The following is a 24,949-nucleotide window of genomic DNA, read 5'->3' on the forward strand; positions in this document are numbered from 1 at the left end:
CGTAGCCACCTAGAAAGGGAACAGCGGGCTGAGGAAGAAACGGTCGAACCAGCCTGGCTGACTCGCATCGGCAAAGGCACCGGTACCCGAATAGGTGATGCGCGCATCGGCCACGCGGGTCGACGACACCGTGTTGTCGGTGGCGATGTCATCGGCGCGAACCATGCCGGCGATCCGTACCAGCTCATCGCCGGTATTGAGCGTCAGCCACTTCTCGCCACGCACGGCGATGATGCCATTGGGCAGCACGTCCGCGACGGTGACGGTGATGGAGCCGGTCAGGCTGTTGCTCTGCCCGGACTTGCTGTCACCCTTGGTGGCGCGGTCGGCGCTGTAGCCGGCATTCAAACTCAGGTCGTTGCTGCCGATCGGGTTATTGGTGGTCAGGCTGGAGCCGAACAACGAGGTCAGCCCCACACTGGTGTCACTGTTCTTGCCGATCTGCGAGTTGGCGTTCTTGCTCGCCTGGGTGCGCTCGTTCAGGGTGATGGTGATGATGTCACCGACCCGAAACGCCTTGCGGTCGCTGTACAGGTTCTGCTCGAACCCGGCCTGATAGATCGAGCCGTTGTTCGCGGCAGCCGGCAACGGCGTACGCGGCAACACCGGGGCATAGTAGGGATCATTGGGCTTGGGCGTCGGAGCGACGCACCCCGCCAAAGCGGTGACCCCACTCAATGCCAGGACAGATACAAAGCGATTCATGACCCTACCTCACGGTGTTGCAGGCGACCTCATGGCCGCCTCATAGACTTGATTACAGATTCTGCGTTACGAACGAGAGCATCTGGTCGGCAGTGGAGATCACCTTGGAGTTCATCTCGTAGGCACGCTGAGTGGTGATCATGTTGACCATCTCTTCAACGGTGCTGACGTTGGAGGTTTCCAGGGTGTTCTGCAGCGTGGTGCCGAAGCCGGCCAGGCCAGGTGTGCCGACTTGCGGCGCGCCGCTGGCGGCGGTTTCCAGGAACAGGTTATTGCCCACGGCTTGCAGGCCGGCCGGGTTGATGAAGTCGGCGGTCTGCAGGTTGCCGATCACCTGGGCGGCAGGGTTGCCGGCGACGGTGATGGACACGGTGCCGTCGCGACCGACCGTGAAGGTCTGGGCGTCGTTCGGGATCACGATGGCCGGCTCCAGCGCGAAGCCGCTCGCGTTGACGATCTGGCCGTTGGAGTCCAGGTGGAAGGTGCCGTCACGGGTGTAGGACGTGGTGCCGTCCGGTTGCAGGATCTGGAAGAAACCACGACCGTCGATGGCCATGTCCAGCGGCTGCTCGGTGGTTTGCAGGCTGCCGGCGTTGAAGTTTTTCTGGGTGCCGACGATCCGCACACCGGTACCCAGTTGCAGACCCGACGGCAGCTCGCTGTCCTGGGTCGACTGGGCGCCTGGCTGGCGCTTGATCTGATAGAGCAGGTCCTGGAACTCGGCGCGATCACGTTTGAAACCCGTGGTCGAGACGTTCGCCAGGTTGTTGGAAATGGTGGTCAGGTTGGTGTCCTGGGCGGACAGACCTGTTTTGGCAACCCATAGAGCCGGAAGCATTCGATTCTCCTCGTGCGCCTGTTTTACGGCGCGACGTTCTGATAATTAGCTGATCTGCAAGACCCGAGCCATGGCCTGGTCGTCTTCTTTGGCGGTGTTCATCATTTTGACGTGCAGCTCGAACTGCTTGGCCAGCGCCAGCACCGAGGTCATTTCTTCCACGGCGTTGACGTTGCTCGACTCCAGGAACCCGGACACCAGCTTGACGTTGGCATCGGCTTGCGCCGGCTGACCGTCCTTGGTGTGAATGGAACCGTCCAGGCCTTTGGTCATGTTCTTGAAATCCGGATTGACCAGCTTGATGCGGTCGACCTCGGCCATGACCCGAGGACCTTCGCCCATCGCACGAATGCTGACGGTGCCGTCCTCGCCGATTTCAACCTGCTGCTCCGGCGGCACGGAGATCGGCCCGCCATTGCCCAGCACCGGCATGCCGTTGCCGGCACGCAACACACCCAGCGCATCGATGTTCAGGCTGCCGGTGCGCACGTAGCTTTCACCGCCATCGGGGGATTGCACCGCGAGCCAGCCATTGCCCTGCACTGCGACGTCGAGGTCGCGACCGGTCTGCACCAGCGAACCCGCGGAGAAGTCGGTGGCCGGACGTTCCGACATGGCAAACGCACGCGCCGGAAAGCTGTCGCCGAACACCGGCATCGAACGCGCCTGCTCCAGGTCCCGCTGGAAACCGTTGGTGGAGATGTTCGCCAGGTTGTTCGCATGAGCCTTCTGCGCCAGAGCATTCTGGCTGGCGCCGGTCATTGCCACATAAAGGTACTTGTCCACACTCTTTCCTCTGCATGCCGGACGTTTGCCGCCCACTGCTGTATGGCTGAGCACCAAGCAATTTGCAGACCAACTTTTTTCTGGCGGGGCTGAGCCCGGTAAACAAAGGGTGTGCGAGGATCAATGGGCGACGAGGCACTGTCTGGAAGACGAAAAACCGGCGGTGTCATGCCGGTTAGTGGCAAGTCCCGTCAGGCCCTTGCCAGCGCGTCGCCCAGCACACTGACCACCTGATCCTGTTGCGCCCCGGTCAAGCCGAGCCACAGGGGCAGACGCAGCAGTCGCTCGGAATATCCATCCGTCACTTCCATCGAGCCCTGCACGCGGCCAAAACGTAGCCCGGCGGGCGAAGAATGCAGCGGCACGTAATGGAACACCGCATAGATCACGTGCTTCTTGAGTTCCTGGAGAACCCACTGGCGATCGATGCCAGGCGCCAGGAGTACGTAATACATGTGTGCGTTGTGCTGGCAGTTTTCAGGAACCACGGGGCGACGCAGCAACCCTCGCTCCTCGAACTCCGCCAACGCAGCGTGGTAGTGCTCCCAGATTGCCAGTCGGCTAGCAGTGATCGATTGCGCCTCTTCCAGTTGCGCCCAGAGGAAGGCTGCAATCAATTCACCGGGGAGGAACGAGGAGCCCACTTCCTGCCAGGTGTACTTGTCGACTTCACCCCTGAAGAATCGACTGCGATCGGTACCCTTTTCGCGGATGATCTCGGCCCGCAATGCCAGCTCAGGATCATTGACGAGCAACGCCCCGCCCTCCCCCGAAATCACGTTCTTGGTTTCGTGAAAGCTGAATGCGCCAAGGTCACCGATACTGCCCAGGGCCCGGCCCTTGTAGGTCGACATCACACCCTGTGCGGCGTCTTCGACCACCGCCAGCCCATGCTTGCGGGCAATGGCCAGGATGGTGTCCATCTCACAGGCCACCCCTGCGTAATGAACCGGCACGATCGCCCGGGTCCGAGGGGTGATCGCCGCCTCGATCAGACGCTCATCGAGGTTCAGCGTATCGGGACGTATGTCGACGAAGACCGGCACCGCACCGCGCAGCACGAAGGCATTGGCCGTGGAGACAAAGGTGAATGAAGGCAGAATCACTTCGTCACCGGGCTGGATGTCCAGCAGCAGCGCCGCCATCTCCAGGGCCGCCGTGCAGGAGTGGGTGAGCAAGGCCTTGTTGCACCCCGTCTGCTGCTCCAGCCAGCGATGGCAATGCTTGGTGAAGGGTCCATCACCGGCCAGCATGTTGCCGAACTTGGCCTGGGCGATGTAATCCAGCTCCCGGCCGGTCATGTGCGGCCGGTTGAAGAATATCGTTTCGTTGCTCATTGCGAACTTCCCTGGTGGGCGTGATAGTCAGTGGTACGCAGCACAGGCTTCAAAGCGTGCTGATCCGCCCACCGATCTGAGTGCCTTTATCAAGATTTTCATAGAAATACGGCGTAAAACCGGCCTTCTTCATCGCCCGTTGGGTGTCACCGATATCGTAGTCAAGCCGATGCAACTCGAACGATTCACCGTCCCAGGTCGCGAAACCCGCCCGAGGGTCGCCATCACGTGGCTGACCGACGGAGCCGGGGTTGCAGTAGAGCGCGTCTTCGCCACTCCACAAGCACTGGACATGGGTATGGCCGGAGGCGAAAAATCGGCCATCCAAGGGCATGAAATACTCTGACGATGGCCGCAGGTATTCCTCCAGCGGATCATTCCAGCCGCCATGCACGATGCTCACACCTTCCTGGATCGAGCGCTCGGCAAGCGACCCCAGCCATGCCAGGTTCTGTGCAGTGATGACGCCCTGCTGATAATCCAGGCAGGCGTTGGCGCTGTTGGAACGAGGGCAGCGCTCATGCCTGGCCAGATACCAGTCGTGGTTACCCATCACGGAAAAGACATTGCGTTCGCGCAAGGCTTCGCAGCACTCGTTGACCTGGCTGTAATAGCCGGCCGTATCGCCCAGGCAGATGATCCGCGACACACCCAGCTGATCGAGCCTGGCCAGCACCGTCCGCAGGGCACTGTAATTGCCGTGAACGTCAGAAATGATCCCGATCATAGACAATGAAGTCCTCTATAAAACGAACGGCGAAACCGCTGCGAATGGCGGGCTGGACCAGCGTCTTGCCGTCGAGGTAATGATCCAGGCACATGGCGGCCTCGTTGTAGCCGAAGGCACGACGGATCGAGCTGGTCGAGGAGATGCGCGGGTTGATCTCCAGCAGGCTCCAGGTACCGTCATGGCCACGCCGGAACTGCAAGTTGGTGGGCCCGGCCGGCTTGAAGGCACGGCACAGCCTGACGACCGTCTGATCCAGTGAGTCATGCTGCTCCACCCAGGCCTTGGCAGTGGAACCGTCGGAGGCCAGACGGCGTCGGAAGGTGATGGTCGGACCGGCATCGCCTTGGCCATCGCCGAATGCGGCCACGGTGAACTCATCAGCAGCGCTGCCAATGATCGGTTGCGCCATCAGATACTCGCCCAACAACGCCGCATGGGGGGTAAAGTCAGACTCCTCGCGAACCCAGACCAGCCCCTTGGACGCGTAGCTTCTGCGCGGCTTGAGCAAAAACGGCAGGCCCAGCGCCGCCTTGAGCGCGTGGAAATCCCCCGACAGCAGGCTGGGAATTCGGCTCGGATCCCCCAGCGCCACCAAGGCCTGATCCATCGCCCACTTGTCCCGGGAAAGCTCGATCAACTGCTGGTTGTTGAGCACGACCTGGCAGTCCAAGGTCGCCAGCAACGCCCGGTTATCCGACAGCCAATGAATATCCTGTTCAATCCCGGGAATCAGCAGGTCGACCTTGTGCCGGACCAGCGTCTCGCCCAGCCATTGGCCGTACTCCGCTGCAGAGGTCAAGGGCGCCTGCTCGAAGGCATCACTCCAGCCCCGACCGACAGCGTCATCGTAGATATCGGTGCCGACCAGACGAAGAGAGGGGTCGGCCGCACGCAACGATTTGAGCAGGCCGTAGCCCATGATGGCGCCTACGCCAGTCACCATGACGGTTTTCATCACTGATTCTCCCGGTGTGCTCTCATCAGTTCGAAGCCCCGGCGTATGCCTATCTGCGGAGCGAACCCGATGCGCTCGAACAATTCATGGGCAACGTCAAAGGGCGGCAGATCGGGAATGTCTTTTTTTTCCGCCAGGAAGCGGACATCCAGCGGCTTGCCGAATGCATCGAACGCCGCCTGGGCGATTTCGGAGAGACGGGGGGTTTCGGCATGCCCGCAGTTGTAAAAGCCATGAATGGACTGGTCTGCCAGCCGCGCGCAGATCTCGGCAAGATCACTCAGATGGAGGTAGTTGCGGCTGGCGTCGTTGCTGCCATACAGCTCGACGGTTTGCCCGGCCTGCGCCCTGTCGGCGATGGCATACAACAAGGGCTGATGGGTTCTGCACTGCCCTTGGCTGTCGTAGACCTGACTGAGGCGCAGCACGGTCAACGTCATGCCCCGCTGCTGGCAATACAGGCTCGCCACTTCTTCGGCATGGCGCTTGGAAAGCGCGTAGATGCCGAAGTAAGGGTCGGTCGCCTGATAACACGCCGAATGCGATGACAGCAGAATGAAATGACGCGCCCCGCATTGTTCGGCCAGGCGGCAGGCGGCCAGTGTACCCACGCTGTTCACCAGCTCCGCGCGGACCAGGTCGTCGGGCTGCCCACCGCCAAAATCGGCAGCGGCCAGCACCACCACGTCGAAGCGCTCGTCGACAGTGACGGGCTCCTGGCTGCTCAAATCGAACGCCACGTCAGCATCCCGCCGCCCCGCCAGCTTGACCTGGCCATGGCGCGACAACTCACGAGCCACCGCCTTGCCAATGACCGAGGTACTTCCAATGACCAGGCTTTTCATGACGGGGCGACGGTCGCTTCGAGCATCATGGCGCAACTGAGCTCCGGATAATCGATACCCACGGCGCACATGGCTGAAACGATGTCGGCACTCAGATCCAAGGCTTTCAACTGCCCGGTGGTGAACGGCTTGAGAAACACGCCCTCCTTGCGCTCCACCTGATAGCCGGCCGCTTCCAGCTCAGCGGTCAGGGATTGCAGCGAGTAGCTGCGTACATGACCCAGTTCCAGATCACCCTGCCCCAGCGCCATCGTGTCCTCGAGCAGCCCGGCAGCATGCCCGAACCGCCGATGCAGGGACTCGCCATTGGGCACCAGCACAAAACAACGACCACCCGGCGCAAGGTAGCGCTTGAACTTTTGCAGGACGGCCTGTGGATCATCGACATGCTCAAGGACAAAACCCATCACGATGAGATCAAAACGCTTGTCGGTGTCGAACGTCTCGAAATAACTCTCGACGATGTCGGCGGTATTGTCCGGGTACTGAGCCTTGAACTGCTCGATCACCGAGGCGGACCCATCGATGACCGTGTGCTCAGCGAAGAACTGCGAGAACCGGTGGGTACTGAAACCATGGCCGATACCGAGCTCCAGCAGGCTTTGCTGCTCGGTGCAGAGCGCCATGATGCGCCGGGGATACCAGTTCAGAATGATGTTGTTGTCATACGCATAGCCAAAGCTGTCGCTGTAGGCTGCGATGAAGGTATCAAGCTCGTTGCTCATGTCACAGGCACTCCACTGAGCGGCCAAGGTAATTTTCGAAAACCATCAATCGGCCAACCAGGCCCGACGCCAGGCGTGCAGGCGCTCGCCTTCGAGCAACCACTGGGCACGCACGGTCGATTGCAGCGCGTCCCCCAGCGTCGCGGAGGCGCCACGATCCTCCAGATGCAGGCGGATCGCCCGGATCCAGTCTTGCGCCTGGTTGCTCACCCGCGAAAGCGGCAAGACCTCGCCCCCGACGAACCCCTGGACTCGGCTGCAAATGACTGGATGGCCGCAGGCCGCGTGCTGCAGCACACGCAGGTCAGGGGAACAGGCATTGTTCAGAGTCTCTTCCATCGGCACCAGCGCCAGGTCAAGATTCAACGCAGCCAAGGCCACGGCCAGTTGGCGCTGCTCGACTGCCGGATGCAGCTCTGTCAAAAAAGGTTGCATGGACTCAGGGCAGTCACCGAGCACGACCCATTCCACTTCGCCCGCCAACGCTGGCAGCACATCGGCCAGCAATTGCGAATCCTTGCCACCCAACCAGCCCAGGCGCGGTTTGGCCCCCTTGCCCCGCTGGCTTTGCACGCGCCCCCAGGCCGCCGGCAGCAGGCTTTCCACCACGCGAATGTCGTCGTGCTCACCCTGCAGCAACTCGGCCAGCGCTGTCGTGCCCACCAGCACCCGATCGGCCTGCTGCATTCCGAAGCGCAGGCGCTCGAGCAACTCATCGGCAGAGTAATGACCCTGCAATTCCATATGGGGCAGATAACCGTCCAGGTCGTAGACAATGAACGCATTGGAGAACGCCCGCAGGCGTCGCAGCGCCGTCAGCCCGGCGTCATCCAAAGGGCGCTGCAACACCACGCTCGTCGGTGCCAGGCGCTCGACCTCAACGGGCGACAGCCAGCTGGAAACAGCCGCGCCTTCGACCTCCCCCGCTTCGAGCAATGCTTTGAGTGGTTGAGTCAGACGCGAATGTCCCTCAGCCTGCTGGTCGGTGACACAGGCCAACACCCTTGGCACGCTGCCTGGCGGCGTTTGCCAGATCAGGTCAATGTTTTCCAGCACGAAGCCCTCGCCAGCCCGCAGCGAGAGGTTGGTATTGTAGGACGGGTCACGGGCCAACTGCGGCAACCAGCGGGCGTACAACGCATCCTCCTGCTCGCTGCTGGCCGACGCCCGTGGCGCAGGGTCCAGCAACAGGCGCGCATGGGGCGTCCAGGTGTTGAGGTAACCGGCCTGTTGCAACCGTAGGCACAGGTCGACATCGGCCCAGGGTGCCAGCAACGGATCGGTGTCGAAGCCGTCCGCTTCAAGGAAAAGCGCCCGCCGCAGCATCAGGCATTCGGCGCCAATTGCGGAACAGTTCTGCTCCAGCCCCAGCCGCCCCATGTAACCTGCCGCCTGAGCTGACACCCCCTCGAAAGCTCGACCCACCGTGCCGCCCAAGCCCAGCACAAGGCCTGCCTGGCGGATGCGATCGTGGCTGTCCTGCAACTTGCCGCCCACCGCCCCCACTTCCGAACGCTGGGCGTGGTTGAGCAACGCCTGCAACCAATCGGGATTGAGCACGGCGCCATGCGCGTCGAGCCAGACCAGATACTCGCCGCGCGCTTCCTGCGCCGCAGCATTGCACATCGCCGCACGGGGTTGGCCCGGCATGAAACGCAACACCTGGATGTGGTTTCCACCCATCTGCTCGATCAGGCCCAGCCACTCCAGCAAGGCAGGGTCGTCGCAGCCTGGCTCGATCAGCAGAATCTCGTGGTCCACGGCGTGCGTCTGCGTCAGCAGGCTCTCGAGACAACGCTGGAAATTGGCCAACTGGCCTTCCAGATAAACCAGGATACTGACCGAGGTCTGCCGATCATGACCGTAATCGATGCGGTAACGGCCCGGTTGGTTTTCCAGCGGCATCGCTCGCGCCCGAACATAACCACGCCCCTGAAGGTGCGCCTCGATCACCGCGCGCTCATCTGCGCATGGCGACTGACGCACTTCGTTGGCAACCAACAGCGGTTCGCTGACATGGCCAATGCTCGCCACGCCTTGTTCGCCGATCAGGCGCAACTGATAAGCGAGTTCAAAAGCACTACCCGTGAAGGCGTCAAATCCGCGCAGGCTCAGCAGTGCGTCGCGACGATACAACCAGTGACGGGACAGACCGGTCGGGAACGCCAGGAGCAAATCCAGATTCAGATCGGGGCGCAATGAGAGGTCGACTGCGCCGCCCCCTGCACGCAACGCCTCGTCGGCGAACACGGCGAGGCAGCTGTCCGGCGCCTCGAGCATATTCACAGCCGTCATCAGAAGGCCCGGGGCGATGAACGTCTCTCCCGCCTCGACCAGCATCAACCAATCGCTCTGGCTGCCCTCGAGAAAGCCATTGATCACGGCCACCGGCTGCCCCGGATCGCAGGCCAGCCACTGAACGCGGGCACGTCCCGGATCAGTGCCTCCCAGGACGCACACTTGAACGTGCGGGTACAACTGCTCATCCAGGCTGTCCAGCGTGCGCGCCAGCGCCAACTGATCGCCGACATCGCGTACCAGGACGGCGAAGCTCGGCGCTGCCGGGCTGGCCAACCGCTCGTTGATCAGGCGCAATTGGGGTGGCAGCGGATAGCGTTGGCGCAACCAGTCGAGCATTCCCAGGCCGTTGCCCACTGCCTCGCGTGCGGCCGCCGCCTGGGTCTTGGCGATAAAACTGTCCAACTGCTCCCAGAACGACGCTGTACGCTCGACATAACGATGCAGGCCGTCACCCAGTGTTGCCCGGGCAATCTCCAGAGGCTGCGGCTGATCGAACATGGCAAAGCCGGTACTGCCGAAGAAACTGGTGTCGAGCACTTGCTGATCAATGCCGTGTCCGGGCATGAAGATCACCGGGCATCCGCACAGCACTGCCATCACGCACGTCATCGACCACTCGTAGCTGTACATCACTTGCGCATTGCGCAGCAGCTCGGCCAGCTCAGGCAGGGTCAGGGGATTGGCCATGCTCAGCAGTTGAATATCCGCCGGCAGTTGCGAATAGTCGATCTTCGCCAAGGGGTGCCGGTTCTGGTACAGGAACGCACCCTTGCGCAGCGTTCCAGGGGCTGGCGGAGAAAACATTTCGACATCGATGGCCGGCACGCACAACAGATCACCGTCGGGGTCCCCCCGGTGCTCGGCGAGTCGGGCGGCGTAATAGAAGATCAAGTCGGTGGCGGCGGCATCCATGCCTTTTCCGGAGAGGAATGCCTCGAAGTTCAGGAGAAAACGCGACACCACCGCACAGTTGAGCGGATTGCCCGGAATGACTTCGGGGTAGACGGCAATCGGCACCTTGCCCGCTGCCACATGGCGCTGGGAAATGGTCGAGGTGAGCAATGGCGTCTTGAGGTCGGGATTGACCCCCTCGGTGCCGCAGATGTACGCCTCGCGCCCGCTGAGGTTGAGCATGTGGCACAGATAATGGAGCGTGACGACACCCGACGAGGTCTCACGGTAGGCAGGCGCGAGGAAATAATAAGGATGCTCGGGCTTGGCATACATCAGTTTCAGGCGCGCCAATGCCTGTTCGAGCGAATGAACGTCTAGCTGCGCCAGGTCCGACATCAGGTGCAATCTCCAGAATCAAATCAAACAAGGGTGACTGACCAAGCCCTCTCAGGCAGCCCCTTTCTTCAGAAAATCCGGTGCGTGCGCGCCGGTATTGAACAGCAGGTCGATCACACTGAGCGCATGCTGGAAATCGCCATACACCTGGGGGTATTCGGGGTAACCGGCATAACTCATGTACGAGACCGTGATGCCGTGGTCGGCGAACGCCGCTTCGTCGAGGTAGTGACTGGCCGCTGGCCCCGAGAGGTATTGGTCCGCACCGAGCGCGTGACACAGGTGGATCAGACGCTCATTCCTGCCCTCCACACCGCCCAGCTCCTCCGACCGGTAGAGCGGTGTATGAATGCCCAGCAGTGGACACAGCCCCGCGATAAACAGATGGTTGATGGCGCTCAGGTGGGTCAGGTCGGCAGCCTGCTCGTAGAGCGCGCGAATCGGCGCCTCCATCTGGGTGAAGCACGGTGCGCGCCGGTAACTCTGTTCGATGGTCTTCCAGTGCGCTGAAGCCCACCCCGGATCGCTGACCTGCACCTCGTTGATCAACTGACCCAGGAGCCCCTTCTTTTTAACCGGGATACTCAGCCAGTGCTCACCCTGCGCCGTCTTGATCTTGTTGCGGTTGCGCCAGTCACTGCGGGTGTACTGAACATCGTCATACAGGACGAATGCATCGACGCTGCGAATCAGATCGAAATAGCCCTTCCAGGGGATATAGTTCGACTGCACCACAGCAATTTTCTTTTGCATCCTGAACCTCATGCAGGCAGCGGAAACCGGGGCGGTGCCCTGTCAAAATATCGCCACCGAACATGGAATAGCGGGGACTAGCCCCGATATAGCAAATCCCATACCACCCCCACTGCCTGCACGGGCAGCCCAAGGCACGGCAATCACTGTGGGAGTGGCTTGTCCGCCAGAGGGCCGGCACTGCCCAAGCAGTGAGCGCTAAGTTTCAGCCTTGCCCACCTCATACCCGCGCAACTTGTTGGCAATGGTCGTATGCGAAACCCCCAGCCGCTTGCCCAACTGCCGACTGCTCGGGTGTTCGGCATATAGACGCTCCAGCACCGCTTTTTCAAAGCGCCCGACGATGGCGTCCAGCCCGCCCTCGAGCGAGAAATCGCCAAGCGGCTGACGCACGCCGTAATCCGGCAGGCGAATGTGCTCGGCCTTGACCGTCCCGCCCTCGCACAGCGAAACCGCCTGAAACAACACGTTTTCCAGCTGCCGGACATTGCCCGGCCAGTGGTAATGGCTGAGTCGCTCCATCGCCGCCGGCGCCAGTTTCGGCAGCGGGCAACCGATCTGCCGGCTGGCCTGGTCGAGGAAATGCTCCACCAGTGGCGGCAAGCCGTCGAGGCATTCGCGCAGGGGCGGGATGTGCAACGACAGCACGTTCAAGCGGTGATACAGGTCCTGGCGAAATTCGCCGCGCGCGCACAGCTCCGACAGATCGACCTGGGTCGCGCAGATCACCCGCACATCCAGGTAAACCTCTTCATCGCTGCCGACACGCCGAAAGCAGCCATCCTGCAGGAAGCGCAGCAGTTTCACCTGCAGGCGCGGGCTCATTTCCGCGACCCCGTCGAGAAACAACGTACCGCCGGCCGTCAATTCCAGCAGACCGAGTTTGCCTTCTGCCCGCGCCCCTTCAAACGCACCCGGTCCGTAGCCGAACAACTCGGTTTCGGCCATCGACTCCGGCAGCCCCGCGCAATTGAGCGCCATCAACGGCGATTGCCCACGCGGGCTGGCCAGGTGGCAGGCGCGGGCCAGCAACTCTTTGCCGGTGCCGGTTTCACCCTCGATCAACAGCGGCGCATCCAGCGGTGCCATGCGCCGGGCTTCACGCACCACCGCCGCCATCACCTTCGAACTCTGGAAGATGCTGTCAAACCCCCGCAACTCCTGCTTGCGCACGTTGTAGATGCGCTCGCCCACCCGGTCGGCGCGGTGCAGCGTCAACACGGCACCGGCCATGGCTTCGCTGTCGTCATGCTCCGATTGCAGCGGCGCGATGTCCGCCAGAAACACATCACCCCTGACCTTGACCCGCAGCCCGTTGATCCGTGACGGGTTGGCGCGCACCAGCGCCGGCAAGTCGAAGTCCTCGGCATAGCGCGACAAGGGAATCCCCGGCACCTCGTCCACGCGCACCCCGAGCAACTGTGCGGCGGCGCGGTTGGCCGCGACGATCGAGCCGCCCATGTCGATCGACAGCACCGGGAACTCCAGGGCCCCCAACAAGGCATTGAGCTCCATGTGCCGACGCTCGCTGGGCATCAGCCCGACACGCTTGACGCCGAAGACACCGGCTATCGACTCGAATTTCGGACGCAGTGCCTGGAACTGCAGGTTCACCAGGTTCGGACAGTGCAGGTAGATCGCGTTGCCGTGCTCGCCACCGACTTCCCCGCGAGCCACGTTGACGCCGTACTCCACCAGCAGATTGAGGATGTCGCGCAGGATGCCGATGCGGTTCTGGCAGTGGACTTTGATACGCATAAAAGAACCCGAAAAAGCGAGCAGGATCAGGAAACCGTGAAAGCACTTTTTTCACAGGCAGCCAAACAGTCGTAAAGATTATGTGACACCTGCGGGCTGTTTGACACTCAGGAAATCCAGCAATATCGCTGAAAACCAAGAGACGTAACGAAAACTTTACGAAACAGGCGAGACAAGACCGACTATCGAGCAGGCTCTCCCACTCCAATCACGAAACAAATGCGCTACTTCTAAGCTCATAACAAGAGCGAATCCCCAGCAGGAGAACAGCATGAAGCAGACGCAATACGTGGCCCGCGAGCCCGATGCGCAAGGTTTTATCGACTACCCCGCCGAAGAACACGCGGTGTGGAATACGCTGATCACCCGCCAATTGAAAGTGATCGAGGGCCGTGCGTGCCAGGAGTACCTGGACGGCATCGAAAAACTCGGCCTGCCCCACGACCGCATTCCGCAGCTCGGTGAAATCAACAAAGTCCTCGGTGAAACCACCGGCTGGCAGGTGGCCCGCGTCCCTGCGCTGATTCCCTTCCAGACCTTCTTCGAACTGCTGGCCAGCAAGCAGTTTCCGGTGGCCACCTTCATTCGCACCCGCGAAGAACTGGATTACCTGCAAGAGCCGGACATTTTCCACGAGATTTTTGGCCACTGCCCGTTGCTGACCAACCCGTGGTTTGCCGAATTCACCCACACCTACGGCAAACTTGGCCTGCAGGCGACCAAGGAAGAACGCGTGTACCTGGCGCGCCTGTACTGGATGACCATCGAGTTCGGCCTGATGGACACACCCCAAGGCCTGCGCATCTACGGCGGCGGCATTCTCTCCTCGCCCAGGGAAACCGTTTACTGCCTGTCGGACGAGCCCGAACACCAGGCCTTCGATCCGCTGGAATGCATGCGCACGCCCTACCGCATCGACATCCTGCAACCCCTGTACTTTGTCCTGCCCAACCTCAAGCGCCTGTTCGACCTCGCCCACGAAGACATCATGGGCATGGTCAGGCAGGGCATGCGGTTGGGCCTGCACGCGCCGAAATTTCCGCCGAAAGCTGCGTGATACGCCACTTTCAGTCACACGTGAACCTGTCCGGAACTGTCGCCATGGTTTAGCGTGGCGTCACTGACGGCAGATTTTCAATCATTCGAATTCAGGAACACATCATGTCCACTTTGAACCAAGCCCACTGCGAAGCCTGCCGCGCCGACGCTCCACAGGTCAGCGACGAAGAACTGCCGGTGCTGATCAAGCAGATCCCCGACTGGAACATCGAAGTTCGCGACGGCATCATGCAGCTGGAAAAGGTCTATCTGTTCAAGAACTTCAAACACGCCCTGGCGTTCACCAACGCGGTCGGTGAAATCTCCGAAGCCGAAGGTCATCACCCGGGCCTGCTGACCGAATGGGGCAAGGTGACCGTGACCTGGTGGAGCCACTCGATCAAGGGCCTGCACCGCAACGATTTCATCATGGCAGCGCGCACCGACGACGTGGCCAAGAATGCCGAGGGCCGTAAATAATGCATTTCGACGCCATTGGTCGAGTACCCGGCGACCCGATCCTGGGCCTGATGGAGGCCTACGCGCAGGACCCGAACCCGCGCAAGTTCGACCTTGGCGTCGGTGTCTACAAGGATGCCCATGGGCTGACGCCGATCCTGGCGTCGGTAAAACTCGCCGAGCAGCGCCTGGTGGATCGCCAGAACACCAAGACCTACATCGGCGGACATGGCGAGCCGGCGTTCGGCAAAGCCATCAATGAGCTGGTGCTGGGCGCCGACTCGTCGCTGATCGCCGAACAACAGGTTGGCGCCACCCAGACACCGGGCGGCACCGGCGCGTTGCGCCTGAGTGCGGACTTCATCGCCCAGTGCCTGCCCGGTCGCGGCGTGTGGCTGAGCAACCCGACCTGGCCGATTCACGAAACCATCTTCGCCACGGCCGGGGTCACGGTGAAACACTACCCCTATGTCGGCAGCGATAACCGTCTCGACGTGGAGGCGATGCTGGCGGTATTGAAGACAGCGCCCATCGGCGATGTGGTGTTGCTGCATGCCTGCTGCCATAACCCGACCGGCTTCGACCTCACCCACGAGGACTGGCGCCGTGTGCTGGAGGTGGTGCGCGACCGCCAACTGCTGCCGCTGATCGACTTCGCCTACCAGGGCTTTGGCGATGGCCTGGAACAGGACGCCTGGTCGACCCGGCTGTTTGCCGCGCAGTTGCCGGAAGTGCTGATCACCAGTTCCTGCTCGAAGAACTTCGGCCTTTACCGCGACCGCACCGGCGCGTTGATCGTCTGCGCCAGCGCTGCTGACAAGCTGCTGGACATCCGCAGCCAACTGGCCAACATCGCCCGCAACCTGTGGTCGACGCCGCCGGATCATGGCGCTGCCGTGGTGGCGACGATCATCGGCGACCCGGAACTCAAAAGCCTCTGGAGCGATGAAGTGGAAGCCATGCGCTTGCGCATCGCACAACTGCGCAGCGGGCTGCTCGAAGCCCTGGAGCCGTATGGATTACGCGAGCGTTTTGCGCACATCGGCGTGCAACGCGGGATGTTTTCCTACACCGGATTGACGCCGGAGCAGGTCAGACAGCTGCGTGACCGTCACAGCGTGTACATGGTCGGGACGGGACGGGCGAACGTGGCAGGAATCGACGCGACGCGCCTGGACTCGCTGGCAGAGGCGATTGCCGAAGTCTGCAAGTAAATCGGCTCACTGCTGGCTCATCCACCGCCATCGCTGGCAAGCCAGCTCCCACAGTGATCTCGGTGGATTCGAGATTTCTGACTGACGCAAAGTCTGTGGGAGCTGGCTTGCCAGCGATGGACTTCAACGAAAATGCGGGCTGTCTGAAGACCCGCACCATGCCCGCGCCCACAGACACAAACCTGTCTAGACAAGCCCATCCGTCGAAACAAACGGATATAAAAGTCTATTTGTCATTTCTCCTGCTGTATCCTGCCCAGGCTTTTTCAAAAGCGCGGATCTACCAGATCTATCAACAGACTTAGCGAGGAGCGCGACTATGCACGAGATTCCCAATCTCCCCTTCCCAAGCCTGCACGAACCTGAGCAGACGACCACGCAACAAGCCGGCGCCCAACAGCCCGAGCCGAAAGAAGCCACTGACAGCCGAACAGCTGACAGCGAAGACTGAAACACCCGCCGTACAGACCGTGTGGAAAGCGCTAACATGCGCTTTCCACACTGCCTGAACCCTGAGCCCTCCCATGACCGATGAATTCGACGAACAGCAAGCGAGCGTTCTGATCGGCACCGCCGAAAAAATGATCGATATCTGGAACCGCCTCTCCCCGGAAAAACAGGCCGCGTTGCTCGCCCGTTTCGGCAGCGAAGAAAATGCCCTGGCTGCACTGGTCACCACGCAGCTGGTGGCACCCGCAAAACCCTGACGCGCCCGCCCGGCAAATAGTTTTACTTTTCCACGCCTGATCGCCGCTCGCGCCGCTATCATAAGCAGCCTATCTATCCTGCTTTCCCGTGGACCTTTACCCCATGTCTGAAAACCAGCGCCCCCTGGCGGTCACGCTGCAAGTCGTTTCCATCGTTCTGTTCACGTTCATCGGCTACCTCAATATCGGCATTCCCCTGGCCGTGCTGCCGGGCTATGTCCACAGCGAACTGGGTTTCAGCGCGGTGATCGCGGGCCTGGTGATCAGCGTGCAATACCTGGCCACCCTGCTCAGCCGCCCTTACGCGGGCAAAATCATCGACAGCCTGGGCAGCAAGCTTGCGGTGATGTATGGCCTGGCCGGTTGCGGTTTGAGCGGCGTATTCATGCTGATATCAGCCTGGACCCAGAGCCTGCCGATGCTCAGCCTGATCAGCCTGTTGATCGGTCGCCTGGTGCTCGGCAGTGCAGAAAGCCTGGTGGGCTCCGGTTCGATCGGCTGGGGCATTGGCCGGGTCGGCGCGGCCAACACGGCCAAGGTCATCTCCTGGAACGGCATCGCCAGTTACGGCGCCCTGGCCGTCGGTGCGCCGCTGGGGGTGTTTCTGGTCAGCCGGATGGGGTTGTGGAGCATGGGCGTGAGCATTGTGCTGCTGGCCATCCTCGGGCTGGCCCTGGCCTGGCCGAAAACCGCTGCGCCCATCGTGGCCGGTGAACGCTTGCCGTTCATGCATGTGCTGGGACGCGTGCTGCCCCACGGTTGCGGCCTGGCGCTGGGCTCGATCGGTTTCGGCACCATCGCCACCTTCATTACCCTGTATTACGCCACGCAACATTGGGATAACGCGGTGCTGTGCCTGAGCCTGTTCGGTGCCAGTTTCATCGGAGCGCGCCTGCTGTTCGGCAACCTGATCAACCGTCTTGGCGGTTTTCGCGTGGCGATTGCCTGCCTGTCGGTGGAAACCCTGGGTCTGTTGCTGTTGTGGCTGGCGCCGGATGCCCATTGGGCCTTGGCGGGGGCAGCGTTGAGCGGCTTCGGTTTTTCGCTGGTGTTCCCGGCGCTGGGCGTGGAGGCCGTCAACCTGGTGCCCGCTTCAAGTCGTGGTGCTGCGGTGGGTGCCTATTCGCTGTTCATCGATCTGTCGCTGGGCATCACTGGCCCGCTGGCCGGTGCGATTGCCGCCGGGTTCGGCTTCGCCTCGATCTTCCTGTTCGCCGCGCTCGCCGCGTTGAGCGGACTGATCCTCAGCGTCTACCTGTACCGGCAGGTACCGAGGCAACTGGATGAAAAGCACCGCGAAGAACGATCGGCCCGCTAGAAGTCGACTTTGCCACGACCGGCCTTGATGCTGCCGCGCTTGCTCTTGGTTTCGAGCCGGCGCTTTTTCGAGCCGAGGGTCGGCTTGGTCGGGCGGCGTTTCTTTTCGACCTTGGTGGCACTGAGGATCAATTCGGCCAGCCGCTCCAGCGCATCGGCGCGGTTGGCTTCCTGCGTGCGGTATTGCTGGGCCTTGATGATCAACACGCCGTCACTGGTGATGCGACTGTCGCGCAAGGCCAGCAATCGCTCCTTGTAGAACTCGGGCAGGGACGAGGCCGGAATGTCGAAGCGCAGGTGCACGGCGCTGGAGACCTTGTTGACGTTCTGCCCACCCGCCCCCTGGGCGCGAATGGCCGTCAACTCGATCTCGCTGTCCGGGAGGTGCACGTTGTTGGAAATCACCAGCATGGCAAAGCGTCCGTGTCGGAACCAGCAGGATACCGCGAAAAAATGGGGTGAATGCGGTCCCTGTGGGAGCGGGCTTGCTCGCGAAGGCGGTGTGTCAGTCTGTAAATTCTGCTCTGACACACCGCCTTCGCGAGCAAGCCCGCTCCCACAGGGTAGCTGTTTACATCCGAATGATTACTTCAACCCAGCCCCAGCCAACTCACGCTGCACACTGCGCTTGTTCTTGACCCAGTAGCACAGCCACATGAACACCAGCCACACCGGGATCGCATACACGGAGATGCGGATGCCCGGGATCAGCAGCATCACGCCCAGGATGAACAGCACGAAGGCCAGGCAGATGTAGTTGCCGTAGGGATACCACAGCGCCTTGAACAGCGGCGTCTGCCCGGTTCTGTCCATGTGCTGACGGAACTTGAAGTGCGAGAAGCTGATCATCGCCCAGTTGATCACCAGGGTTGCCACCACCAGCGACATCAGCAACTCCAGGGCGTTCTGCGGGATCAGGTAGTTCAGCAGCACTGCAATCAGCGTCACCGCTGCCGACGCCAGAATCGAACGCACCGGCACACCACGCTTGTCGATCTTCGCCAGAGCCTTGGGCGCATCACCCTGCTCGGCCATGCCCAGGAGCATGCGGCTGTTGCAGTACGTGCCGCTGTTGTACACCGACAGCGCCGCCGTGAGGACCACGAAATTGAGGATGTGCGCGGCGGTGTTGCTGCCAAGCATCGAGAACACCTGCACGAACGGGCTGCCGCTGTAGGAATCGCCGGAAGCGTTCAACGTGGTCAACAAGGTGTCCCACGGCGTCAGCGAGAGCAGGATCACCAAGGCACCGATGTAGAAAATCAGGATCCGGTAGATCACCTGGTTGATGGCCTTGGGGATCACGGTTCTCGGCTTGTCCGCTTCGGCTGCGGTGAAACCGAGCATTTCCAGACCGCCGAAGGAGAACATGATGATCGCCATGGCCATCACCAGGCCGCCGACGCCATTGGGGAAGAAGCCACCGTGGGCCCACAGGTTGCTCACCGACGCTTGCGGGCCACCGTTGCCACTGACCAGCAGGTAGCTGCCCAGGGCAATCATGCCGATGATCGCCACGACCTTGATGATGGCGAACCAGAACTCGGCTTCGCCGAAGATTTTCACATTGGCCAGGTTGATCAGGTTGATCAGCACGAAGAATCCGGCCGCCGTGACCCAGGTCGGGATGTCCGGCGCCCAGTAATGGATGTATTTGCCGACAGCGGTCAGTTCCGACATGCCCACCAGGATGTACAGGATCCAGCAGTTCCAGCCCGACAGGAACCCGGCGAACCCACCCCAGTATTGGTGGGCAAAGTGGCTGAAGGAGCCGGCCACCGGTTCTTCGACGATCATTTCGCCGAGCTGGCGCATGATCATGAACGCGATGAAACCACAGATGGCATAGCCGAGGATCATCGACGGGCCAGCGGATTTCAGGACACCGGCAGAGCCCAGGAACAGGCCGGTACCGATCGCGCCACCGAGGGCGATCAGTTGAATATGACGATTTTTCAGGCCGCGTTTCAGCTCGCCTGACTGCGAGGTTTGCCCGCTCATGAATGGAGTCCCACGTTCAGCGTATTTACAACGGTCATGCGTCACCTGTTTGTTTTTATCTGTGACGAAATCGAACCCGACACGCTTGTGACGTGGCGGAGTGAACAAAGCGGGTAGCCTTGAGGGTTGCGCAGCGGCGCAGGAGGTCACAGGTAAAACGGGGCGCATTGTACACGCCTGGCCTCTTGCTGCCAGACGCCGGCTGATCAACGCAGTGTTGCGGGGATTGTCCGGGCTTGATTCTGATTCAGCGATATTGGCGGTGTGCTCACCGGCCCCTTCGCGGGCAAGCCCGCTCCCACAGTGAACACTGTCCCTTGTGGGAGCGAGCCTGCTCGCGATAGGGCCATAAAAACCATCAAATCACCCCAGCCGAGCGGCCCAAAAAAACGCCAACCCGAAGGTTGGCGTTTTTCATGTGGCGCCGGCGATCACTCCGGCTTGCGACGGCCAAAGCCCGGACGCTGGCCCGAACCGGCCGGTCCGCCACGACGCTTGCCCGACGGCGCATCGCCGTCGACCAGTTTGATCCCCGGACGTTTCGGCGCCGGCTTGGCCGGGCGCTTGGTCTCGACCGGACGATCGGCAACCGGCGTGCCGCGACCTTCGCCCCGCTCGGTCCGGCCATTGGCCGGACGCGGTGTACGCGGACCCCGTTCGCCATCCTGACGCGCGGCCGGCTTGCGCCCCGCACGTTCGCCTTCCAGCTGTGGCTCGCGGCTGGCGCGTGGGGCAGCAGGCCCGTCTGCGGCCGGACGCAGGGTACGCACGCGCTCGGTCCTGGCCATCGGGCGGGACGATTTACGCTGCATCCGCTCCAGCTTGTCCTTGCTCTTGGCGTTCATTTGCGGCATCTCCACCGGCGTCAGGCCCACTTCGGCACTGAGGATATCGACTTCGTACTGGCTCATTTCGCGCCAGCGGCCCATCGGCAGGTCGGAATTGAGGAACACCGGACCGAAACGCACACGCTTGAGGCGGCTGACCACCAGGCCCTGGGATTCCCACAGGCGACGCACTTCGCGGTTACGACCTTCCATCACCACGCAGTGATACCAGTGGTTGAACCCTTCCCCACCCGGTGCCTGCTGGATGTCGGTGAAACGCGCCGGGCCGTCTTCGAGGACGACACCGGCTTTCAGGCGCTCGATCATTTCGTCGTCGACTTCACCACGCACACGCACGGCGTACTCGCGGTCCATCTCGAAGGACGGGTGCATCAGGCGGTTGGCCAACTCGCCGTCGGTGGTGAACATCAGCAGGCCGGTGGTGTTGATGTCCAGGCGGCCGATGTTGATCCAGCGCCCTTCTTTGGGCTTGGGCAACTTGTCGAACACGGTCGGACGGCCTTCCGGATCGACACGGGTGCAGATTTCGCCGTCGGGCTTGTTGTACATGATCACGCGGCGGACCGACTCGGCAGCCTCTTCGCGCTTGATCACCTTGCCATCAATGGTGATGGCGTCGTGCATGTCGACACGTTGACCCAGGGTGGCGTCTTTGCCATTGACCTTGATGCGGCCGTGGCTGATCCACGCTTCCACGTCACGGCGCGAGCCGACGCCGATACGGGCGAGGACTTTCTGCAGTTTTTCGCCTGCTGGGCCGATTGGCTGGTCGTCGTTCTGGTCGTTGATACTCATCTGGGCACCTCCCGGTGTGGTCTGTTCAGGCTTGGCCTGAAGTGTTGTAAAGCGGTTGCCTGGGCGAAGGGATCGCCGAAGGGTCGCGAATCATACGCTCATCGAGGCGTTTGCGCATCAGAGCGTAGTCGAGAAATGAACCGGTCGGTTGTGCGCCGACCGGTGGAGAGCTGTGTCAATACATCCAGCACCCCAATCCCTGTGCAACACAATGAGGTTCAGTCCTCGAACTCGCGGCGCTCGGCCTCGATGGCTTCGGCCAGGGCGCGGGCTTCGGCTTCTTCTTCGGTCAATTCGGGTTCGGGATGGGATTGCTCCAGGGCGGCGACGGCTGCCAGGAGTTTTTCACGGGCCTCGGCGACACCCAGCACATCGTCGTCCTGCTCCGGTTCGGGCTCGGGCTCGGCTTGAGCTTCAGGCCCGATTTCCACGCCGTCGGTTTCGGGCGGAGCGTCGGCCACATCAGTTCCCGACACCTCACCATCGCGCAACACATCATCGAAATCGGTCTTGAGCCCCTCCTCCATGCTGTCCAGTTCGAGCAGCAGCGTGTGGAAACTGGTTTCTTCCCTGGGCTCCTCCGGTTCGGCGCTGGCGTCCGCCAGTTCCTGCAAGCCGGCGGGCACTGGCGCGTCGTCGAAGTCGAGCACCGGGTCGGGCTCCAGCTCGCGCAGGTCGGCAAGCGGCGGCAAGTCGTCGAGGTTTTTCAGGTTGAAATGGTCGAGAAACGCCTTGGTCGTGGCAAACATTGCCGGTTTGCCCGGCACGTCGCGGTAGCCGACGATGCGAATCCACTCGCGTTCCAGCAGCGTCTTGACGATGTGGCTGTTGACCGCCACGCCCCGCACGTCTTCGATCTCGCCACGGGTAATGGGCTGGCGATAGGCGATCAAGGCCATGGTTTCGAGCATGGCGCGGGAATAGCGCTGCGGGCGTTCTTCCCACAACCGGCCCACCCACGGCGAGAATTTTTCGCGAATCTGCAGGCGATAACCGGACGCCACTTCCTTCAGTTCGAAGGCCCGGCCGTCACAGGATTTGGCGAGCAGGGTCAGCGCCTTCTTGAAGACGGGGGGCTCGGGGCGCTCGCCTTCCTCGAACAGTTCGAACAGGCGTTCAAGCGATTGCGGTTTTCCCGAGGCCAACAGGAAGGCTTCAAGCAGTGGCGCCAGCTCGCGGGGTTCAGTCAGGTTCATGATTCAACTCGTTATTCGGCTCGGGCTCGCACGTGGATCGCCGCGAATGGCTCATTCTGCACCAGCTCGACCAGAGATTCCTTGACCAGTTCAAGGATGGCCATGAAGGTCACCACCACCCCCAGGCGTCCTTCTTCGGCGGTAAAAAGCTCGATAAAAGGCACGAAACCGCCGCCCTTGAGGCGCTCCAGCACATCGCTCATGCGTTCGCGGGTGGACAGCGCCTCGCGGCTGACCTGGTGGCTTTCGAACATGTCGCCACGGCGCAGGACCTCGGCCATGGACATCAACAATTCCTCCAGACTGACGTCCGGCAACAACTTGCGCGCCCGGGCCTCCGGGGCGTCGAGCTTGGGGACGACCAGGTCGCGACCGACGCGGTTCAGGCCGTCGATGCCTTCGGCGGCGTTCTTGAAGCGTTCGTATTCCTGCAAGCGGCGGATCAGTTCGGCGCGCGGGTCGTCTTCTTCCTCTTCGACGGTTTCGGCCCGGGGCAACAGCATCCGCGACTTGATTTCGGCCAGCATCGCGGCCATCACCAGATACTCGGCGGCCAGCTCCAGGCGCACCGACTGCATCAACTCGACATAGCCCATGTACTGGCGGGTGATTTCCGCCACCGGGATGTCGAGGATGTTGATGTTCTGCTTGCGGATCAGGTACAGCAGCAGGTCGAGCGGGCCCTCGAAGGCTTCGAGAAACACCTCGAGCGCATCCGGCGGGATGTACAGGTCCAGCGGCATTTCCAGCACTGCCTGGCCATAGACCATGGCGAAGGGCAGCTCCTGCTGGGCGCCGGCCTGGCTGTCGACAACGGGTTCCACGGCGGACATCTAGGCCTCGGCCATGAACGGCGAGGGGTCGCCGCAACCGACGCGAATCACTTCCGGCTCGCCGTCAGCGAGGTTGATCACGGTGGACGCCTTGATCCCGCCGAAACCACCGTCGATGATCAGGTCCACCTGATGCTCCAGCAACTGGCGCATTTCGTAGGGGTCGCTCAGCGGATCACTGTCGCCGGGCATGATCAGCGTGACGCTCATCAGCGGCTCGCCAAGCTCCGCCAGCAGCGCCAGGGCAATCGGATGGCTGGGCACCCGCAGGCCGATGGTGCGCTTTTTCGGGTGCAGCAACAGGCGCGGGACTTCACGGGTGGCGTTGAGAATGAAGGTGTAAGGCCCCGGCAAATGCGCCTTGAGCAGGCGGAAGGTGCCGGTGTCGATCTTGGCGAACAGCCCGAGCTGCGAAAGGTCGCTGCAGATCAGCGCGAAATTGTGCTTGTCGTCGAGCCCGCGCAATCGTCGAACGCGCTCCACAGCCACCTTGTCGCCGATCTGGCAACCAATGGCGTAGGAGGAGTCAGTGGGATAAATAACCACCCCGCCCTTGCGGATGATTTCGACAGCCTGCTTGATCAGGCGCGCCTGCGGGTTTTCCGGATGAATCTGGAAAAATTGACTCACATTCTCTACCTGTTCAGACAGCGACGATATTTGGGTCATGTTTGAACCGACACCACAATGGCGGCAGATCCTCCGGGAGCGGGCGGTATTCACCGATCTCGGACCAGCCTCCAGGGCCATGGAAATCACTGCCGGCACTGGCCAGCAGGCCAAACTCGCGGGCAAGTATGGCCAGGCTGCCCACTTGCTCGGCGGGCTGATGGCCATTGACGACTTCGAGCGCCTGGCCTCCCGCTTGAATATAGTCAGAAATCAGCCGACGCCGCTTGCTGCGCGTGAAATCGTAGTGCCAGGGGTGCGCCAGACTGACCCAGGCATCCGATGCCCGCAGGGTCTCGACGGTCTCCTCCAGGCTCGGCCAGTGCTGCTTGACGTCGCCCAGCTTGCCGGCCCCGAGCCATTTGCGGAACGCCTCCGCACGGTCCTTGACGAAACCCTCGCGGACCATCCAGTCCGCGAAGTGCGGCCGGGCCGGCGCATTGCCGCTGTCGCCCAGCGCCTGCTGAATGGCGCGTGCACCTTCCAGCGCACCCGGCATGCCCTTGAGCGCCAGCTTGCGACTTATCTCTTCAGACCGCAGCCAACGGCCGTCGTGCAATTTGGCGATGGCCTCGACCAGTGGCGGCGCACTCACATCGAACCCGTAGCCCAGCACATGAATGGTCGCGCCGCCCCAGGTGCAGGACAACTCGACACCGTTGACCAGATGCATGCCCCGTGCGGTGGCTGCGCTGCGGGCCTCTTCAAGGCCTTCGACGGTGTCGTGATCGGTCAGCGCCAGCACTTGCACGCCTTTCTCGTGCGCGCGCGCCACCAGGGCAGCGGGCGCGAGCGCACCATCGGAGGCGGTGCTATGGCAGTGCAAATCGACGTTCACGGGGAGTCTTG

24 protein-coding genes are annotated in these 24,949 nt (G+C 61.8%); 6 read left to right on the top strand and 18 right to left on the bottom strand.

What is annotated here, in order from left to right:
* Positions 1 to 9: 9 nt before the first annotated feature.
* From flgH to QIW53_RS07125, 11 genes are all read right to left on the bottom strand, one after another.
* Complete coding sequence (flgH, locus tag QIW53_RS07075) at positions 10 to 705, bottom strand: flagellar basal body L-ring protein FlgH (RefSeq protein ID WP_201189760.1); 696 nt, start codon at positions 703 to 705, stop codon at positions 10 to 12.
* Between the two features lie 52 nt (positions 706 to 757).
* On the bottom strand, positions 758 to 1,543 hold the full coding sequence (gene flgG / locus QIW53_RS07080; RefSeq protein WP_192302164.1) for a flagellar basal-body rod protein FlgG: 786 nt from the start codon (positions 1,541 to 1,543) through the stop codon (positions 758 to 760).
* Positions 1,544 to 1,588: 45 nt separating this feature from the next.
* Entirely contained in the window at positions 1,589 to 2,329 is a 741-nt protein-coding gene (locus QIW53_RS07085) for a flagellar basal body rod protein FlgF (RefSeq protein WP_371048920.1), read from the bottom strand.
* A gap of 191 nt (positions 2,330 to 2,520) precedes the next feature.
* Positions 2,521 to 3,666, bottom strand: a complete 1,146-nt coding sequence (gene rffA, locus QIW53_RS07090; protein ID WP_371048921.1) for a dTDP-4-amino-4,6-dideoxygalactose transaminase — start codon at positions 3,664 to 3,666, stop codon at positions 2,521 to 2,523.
* Positions 3,667 to 3,715: 49 nt separating this feature from the next.
* Entirely contained in the window at positions 3,716 to 4,393 is a 678-nt protein-coding gene (locus QIW53_RS07095; protein ID WP_371048922.1) for a metallophosphoesterase family protein, read from the bottom strand.
* Positions 4,374 to 5,351: an ATP-grasp domain-containing protein gene (locus QIW53_RS07100; RefSeq protein WP_371048923.1), complete on the bottom strand. Its 978-nt coding sequence runs from the start codon at positions 5,349 to 5,351 to the stop codon at positions 4,374 to 4,376. The genes QIW53_RS07095 and QIW53_RS07100 overlap by 20 nt, the downstream gene beginning before the upstream one ends.
* Positions 5,351 to 6,196, bottom strand: a complete 846-nt coding sequence (locus tag QIW53_RS07105) for an NAD-dependent epimerase/dehydratase family protein (protein ID WP_371048924.1) — start codon at positions 6,194 to 6,196, stop codon at positions 5,351 to 5,353. Before QIW53_RS07105 ends, QIW53_RS07100 begins: the two co-directional genes overlap by 1 nt.
* On the bottom strand, positions 6,193 to 6,921 hold the full coding sequence (locus QIW53_RS07110; RefSeq protein WP_371048925.1) for a methyltransferase domain-containing protein: 729 nt from the start codon (positions 6,919 to 6,921) through the stop codon (positions 6,193 to 6,195). The genes QIW53_RS07105 and QIW53_RS07110 overlap by 4 nt, the downstream gene beginning before the upstream one ends.
* A gap of 45 nt (positions 6,922 to 6,966) precedes the next feature.
* Complete coding sequence (locus QIW53_RS07115; RefSeq protein ID WP_371048926.1) at positions 6,967 to 10,512, bottom strand: glycosyltransferase; 3,546 nt, start codon at positions 10,510 to 10,512, stop codon at positions 6,967 to 6,969.
* Positions 10,513 to 10,563: 51 nt separating this feature from the next.
* Positions 10,564 to 11,265 carry a WbqC family protein gene (locus QIW53_RS07120; protein ID WP_371048927.1) on the bottom strand — a complete coding sequence of 234 codons (702 nt, stop codon included), beginning with the start codon at positions 11,263 to 11,265 and terminating at the stop codon, positions 10,564 to 10,566.
* A gap of 198 nt (positions 11,266 to 11,463) precedes the next feature.
* The gene (locus QIW53_RS07125; RefSeq protein WP_371048928.1) at positions 11,464 to 13,023 is read right to left on the bottom strand and encodes a sigma-54-dependent transcriptional regulator; all 1,560 of its coding nucleotides are present in this window, start codon (positions 13,021 to 13,023) and stop codon (positions 11,464 to 11,466) included.
* Positions 13,024 to 13,294: 271 nt separating this feature from the next.
* On the opposite strand from QIW53_RS07125, the gene phhA reads away from it, so the two are divergent.
* The 6 genes from phhA (at position 13,295) to QIW53_RS07155 (ending at position 17,759) form a co-directional block, all read left to right on the top strand.
* The gene (gene phhA / locus QIW53_RS07130; RefSeq protein ID WP_371048929.1) at positions 13,295 to 14,080 is read left to right on the top strand and encodes a phenylalanine 4-monooxygenase; all 786 of its coding nucleotides are present in this window, start codon (positions 13,295 to 13,297) and stop codon (positions 14,078 to 14,080) included.
* 104 nt (positions 14,081 to 14,184) lie between these two features.
* Positions 14,185 to 14,541, top strand: coding sequence for a 4a-hydroxytetrahydrobiopterin dehydratase (locus QIW53_RS07135; protein ID WP_371048930.1), 357 nt, complete (start codon positions 14,185 to 14,187; stop codon positions 14,539 to 14,541).
* Positions 14,541 to 15,734 (top strand): amino acid aminotransferase, encoded by a 1,194-nt coding sequence (locus QIW53_RS07140; protein ID WP_371048931.1) that lies wholly within the window; start codon positions 14,541 to 14,543, stop codon positions 15,732 to 15,734. The genes QIW53_RS07135 and QIW53_RS07140 overlap by 1 nt, the downstream gene beginning before the upstream one ends.
* 319 nt (positions 15,735 to 16,053) lie before the next feature.
* Entirely contained in the window at positions 16,054 to 16,185 is a 132-nt protein-coding gene (locus tag QIW53_RS07145) for a hypothetical protein (RefSeq protein ID WP_274610415.1), read from the top strand.
* A gap of 73 nt (positions 16,186 to 16,258) precedes the next feature.
* Positions 16,259 to 16,441, top strand: coding sequence for a hypothetical protein (locus QIW53_RS07150; RefSeq protein ID WP_371048932.1), 183 nt, complete (start codon positions 16,259 to 16,261; stop codon positions 16,439 to 16,441).
* Between the two features lie 103 nt (positions 16,442 to 16,544).
* Positions 16,545 to 17,759, top strand: coding sequence for an MFS transporter (locus QIW53_RS07155; RefSeq protein WP_371048933.1), 1,215 nt, complete (start codon positions 16,545 to 16,547; stop codon positions 17,757 to 17,759).
* Here the strand turns inward: QIW53_RS07155 and arfB are convergent.
* The 7 genes from arfB to QIW53_RS07190 form a co-directional block, all read right to left on the bottom strand.
* Entirely contained in the window at positions 17,756 to 18,169 is a 414-nt protein-coding gene (arfB, locus tag QIW53_RS07160; RefSeq protein ID WP_192302172.1) for an alternative ribosome rescue aminoacyl-tRNA hydrolase ArfB, read from the bottom strand. The genes QIW53_RS07155 and arfB overlap by 4 nt on opposite strands.
* Before the next feature lie 174 nt (positions 18,170 to 18,343).
* Positions 18,344 to 19,759, bottom strand: coding sequence for an amino acid permease (locus QIW53_RS07165; protein ID WP_371048934.1), 1,416 nt, complete (start codon positions 19,757 to 19,759; stop codon positions 18,344 to 18,346).
* Positions 19,760 to 20,190: 431 nt separating this feature from the next.
* Positions 20,191 to 21,402, bottom strand: a complete 1,212-nt coding sequence (gene rluB, locus QIW53_RS07170; RefSeq protein WP_371048935.1) for a 23S rRNA pseudouridine(2605) synthase RluB — start codon at positions 21,400 to 21,402, stop codon at positions 20,191 to 20,193.
* Between the two features lie 218 nt (positions 21,403 to 21,620).
* Positions 21,621 to 22,598, bottom strand: a complete 978-nt coding sequence (gene scpB / locus QIW53_RS07175) for an SMC-Scp complex subunit ScpB (protein WP_371048936.1) — start codon at positions 22,596 to 22,598, stop codon at positions 21,621 to 21,623.
* Between the two features lie 11 nt (positions 22,599 to 22,609).
* Entirely contained in the window at positions 22,610 to 23,431 is an 822-nt protein-coding gene (locus QIW53_RS07180) for a segregation and condensation protein A (RefSeq protein ID WP_371048937.1), read from the bottom strand.
* Entirely contained in the window at positions 23,432 to 24,061 is a 630-nt protein-coding gene (locus QIW53_RS07185; protein ID WP_371048938.1) for an L-threonylcarbamoyladenylate synthase, read from the bottom strand.
* A 13-nt stretch (positions 24,062 to 24,074) separates the two neighbouring features.
* On the bottom strand, positions 24,075 to 24,938 hold the full coding sequence (locus tag QIW53_RS07190) for a PHP domain-containing protein (RefSeq protein WP_371048939.1): 864 nt from the start codon (positions 24,936 to 24,938) through the stop codon (positions 24,075 to 24,077).
* Positions 24,939 to 24,949: the final 11 nt, after the last annotated feature.

Source organism: Pseudomonas fluorescens, from assembly GCF_041354075.1.
In the GTDB taxonomy this organism is placed as follows: domain Bacteria; phylum Pseudomonadota; class Gammaproteobacteria; order Pseudomonadales; family Pseudomonadaceae; genus Aquipseudomonas; species Aquipseudomonas fluorescens_CE.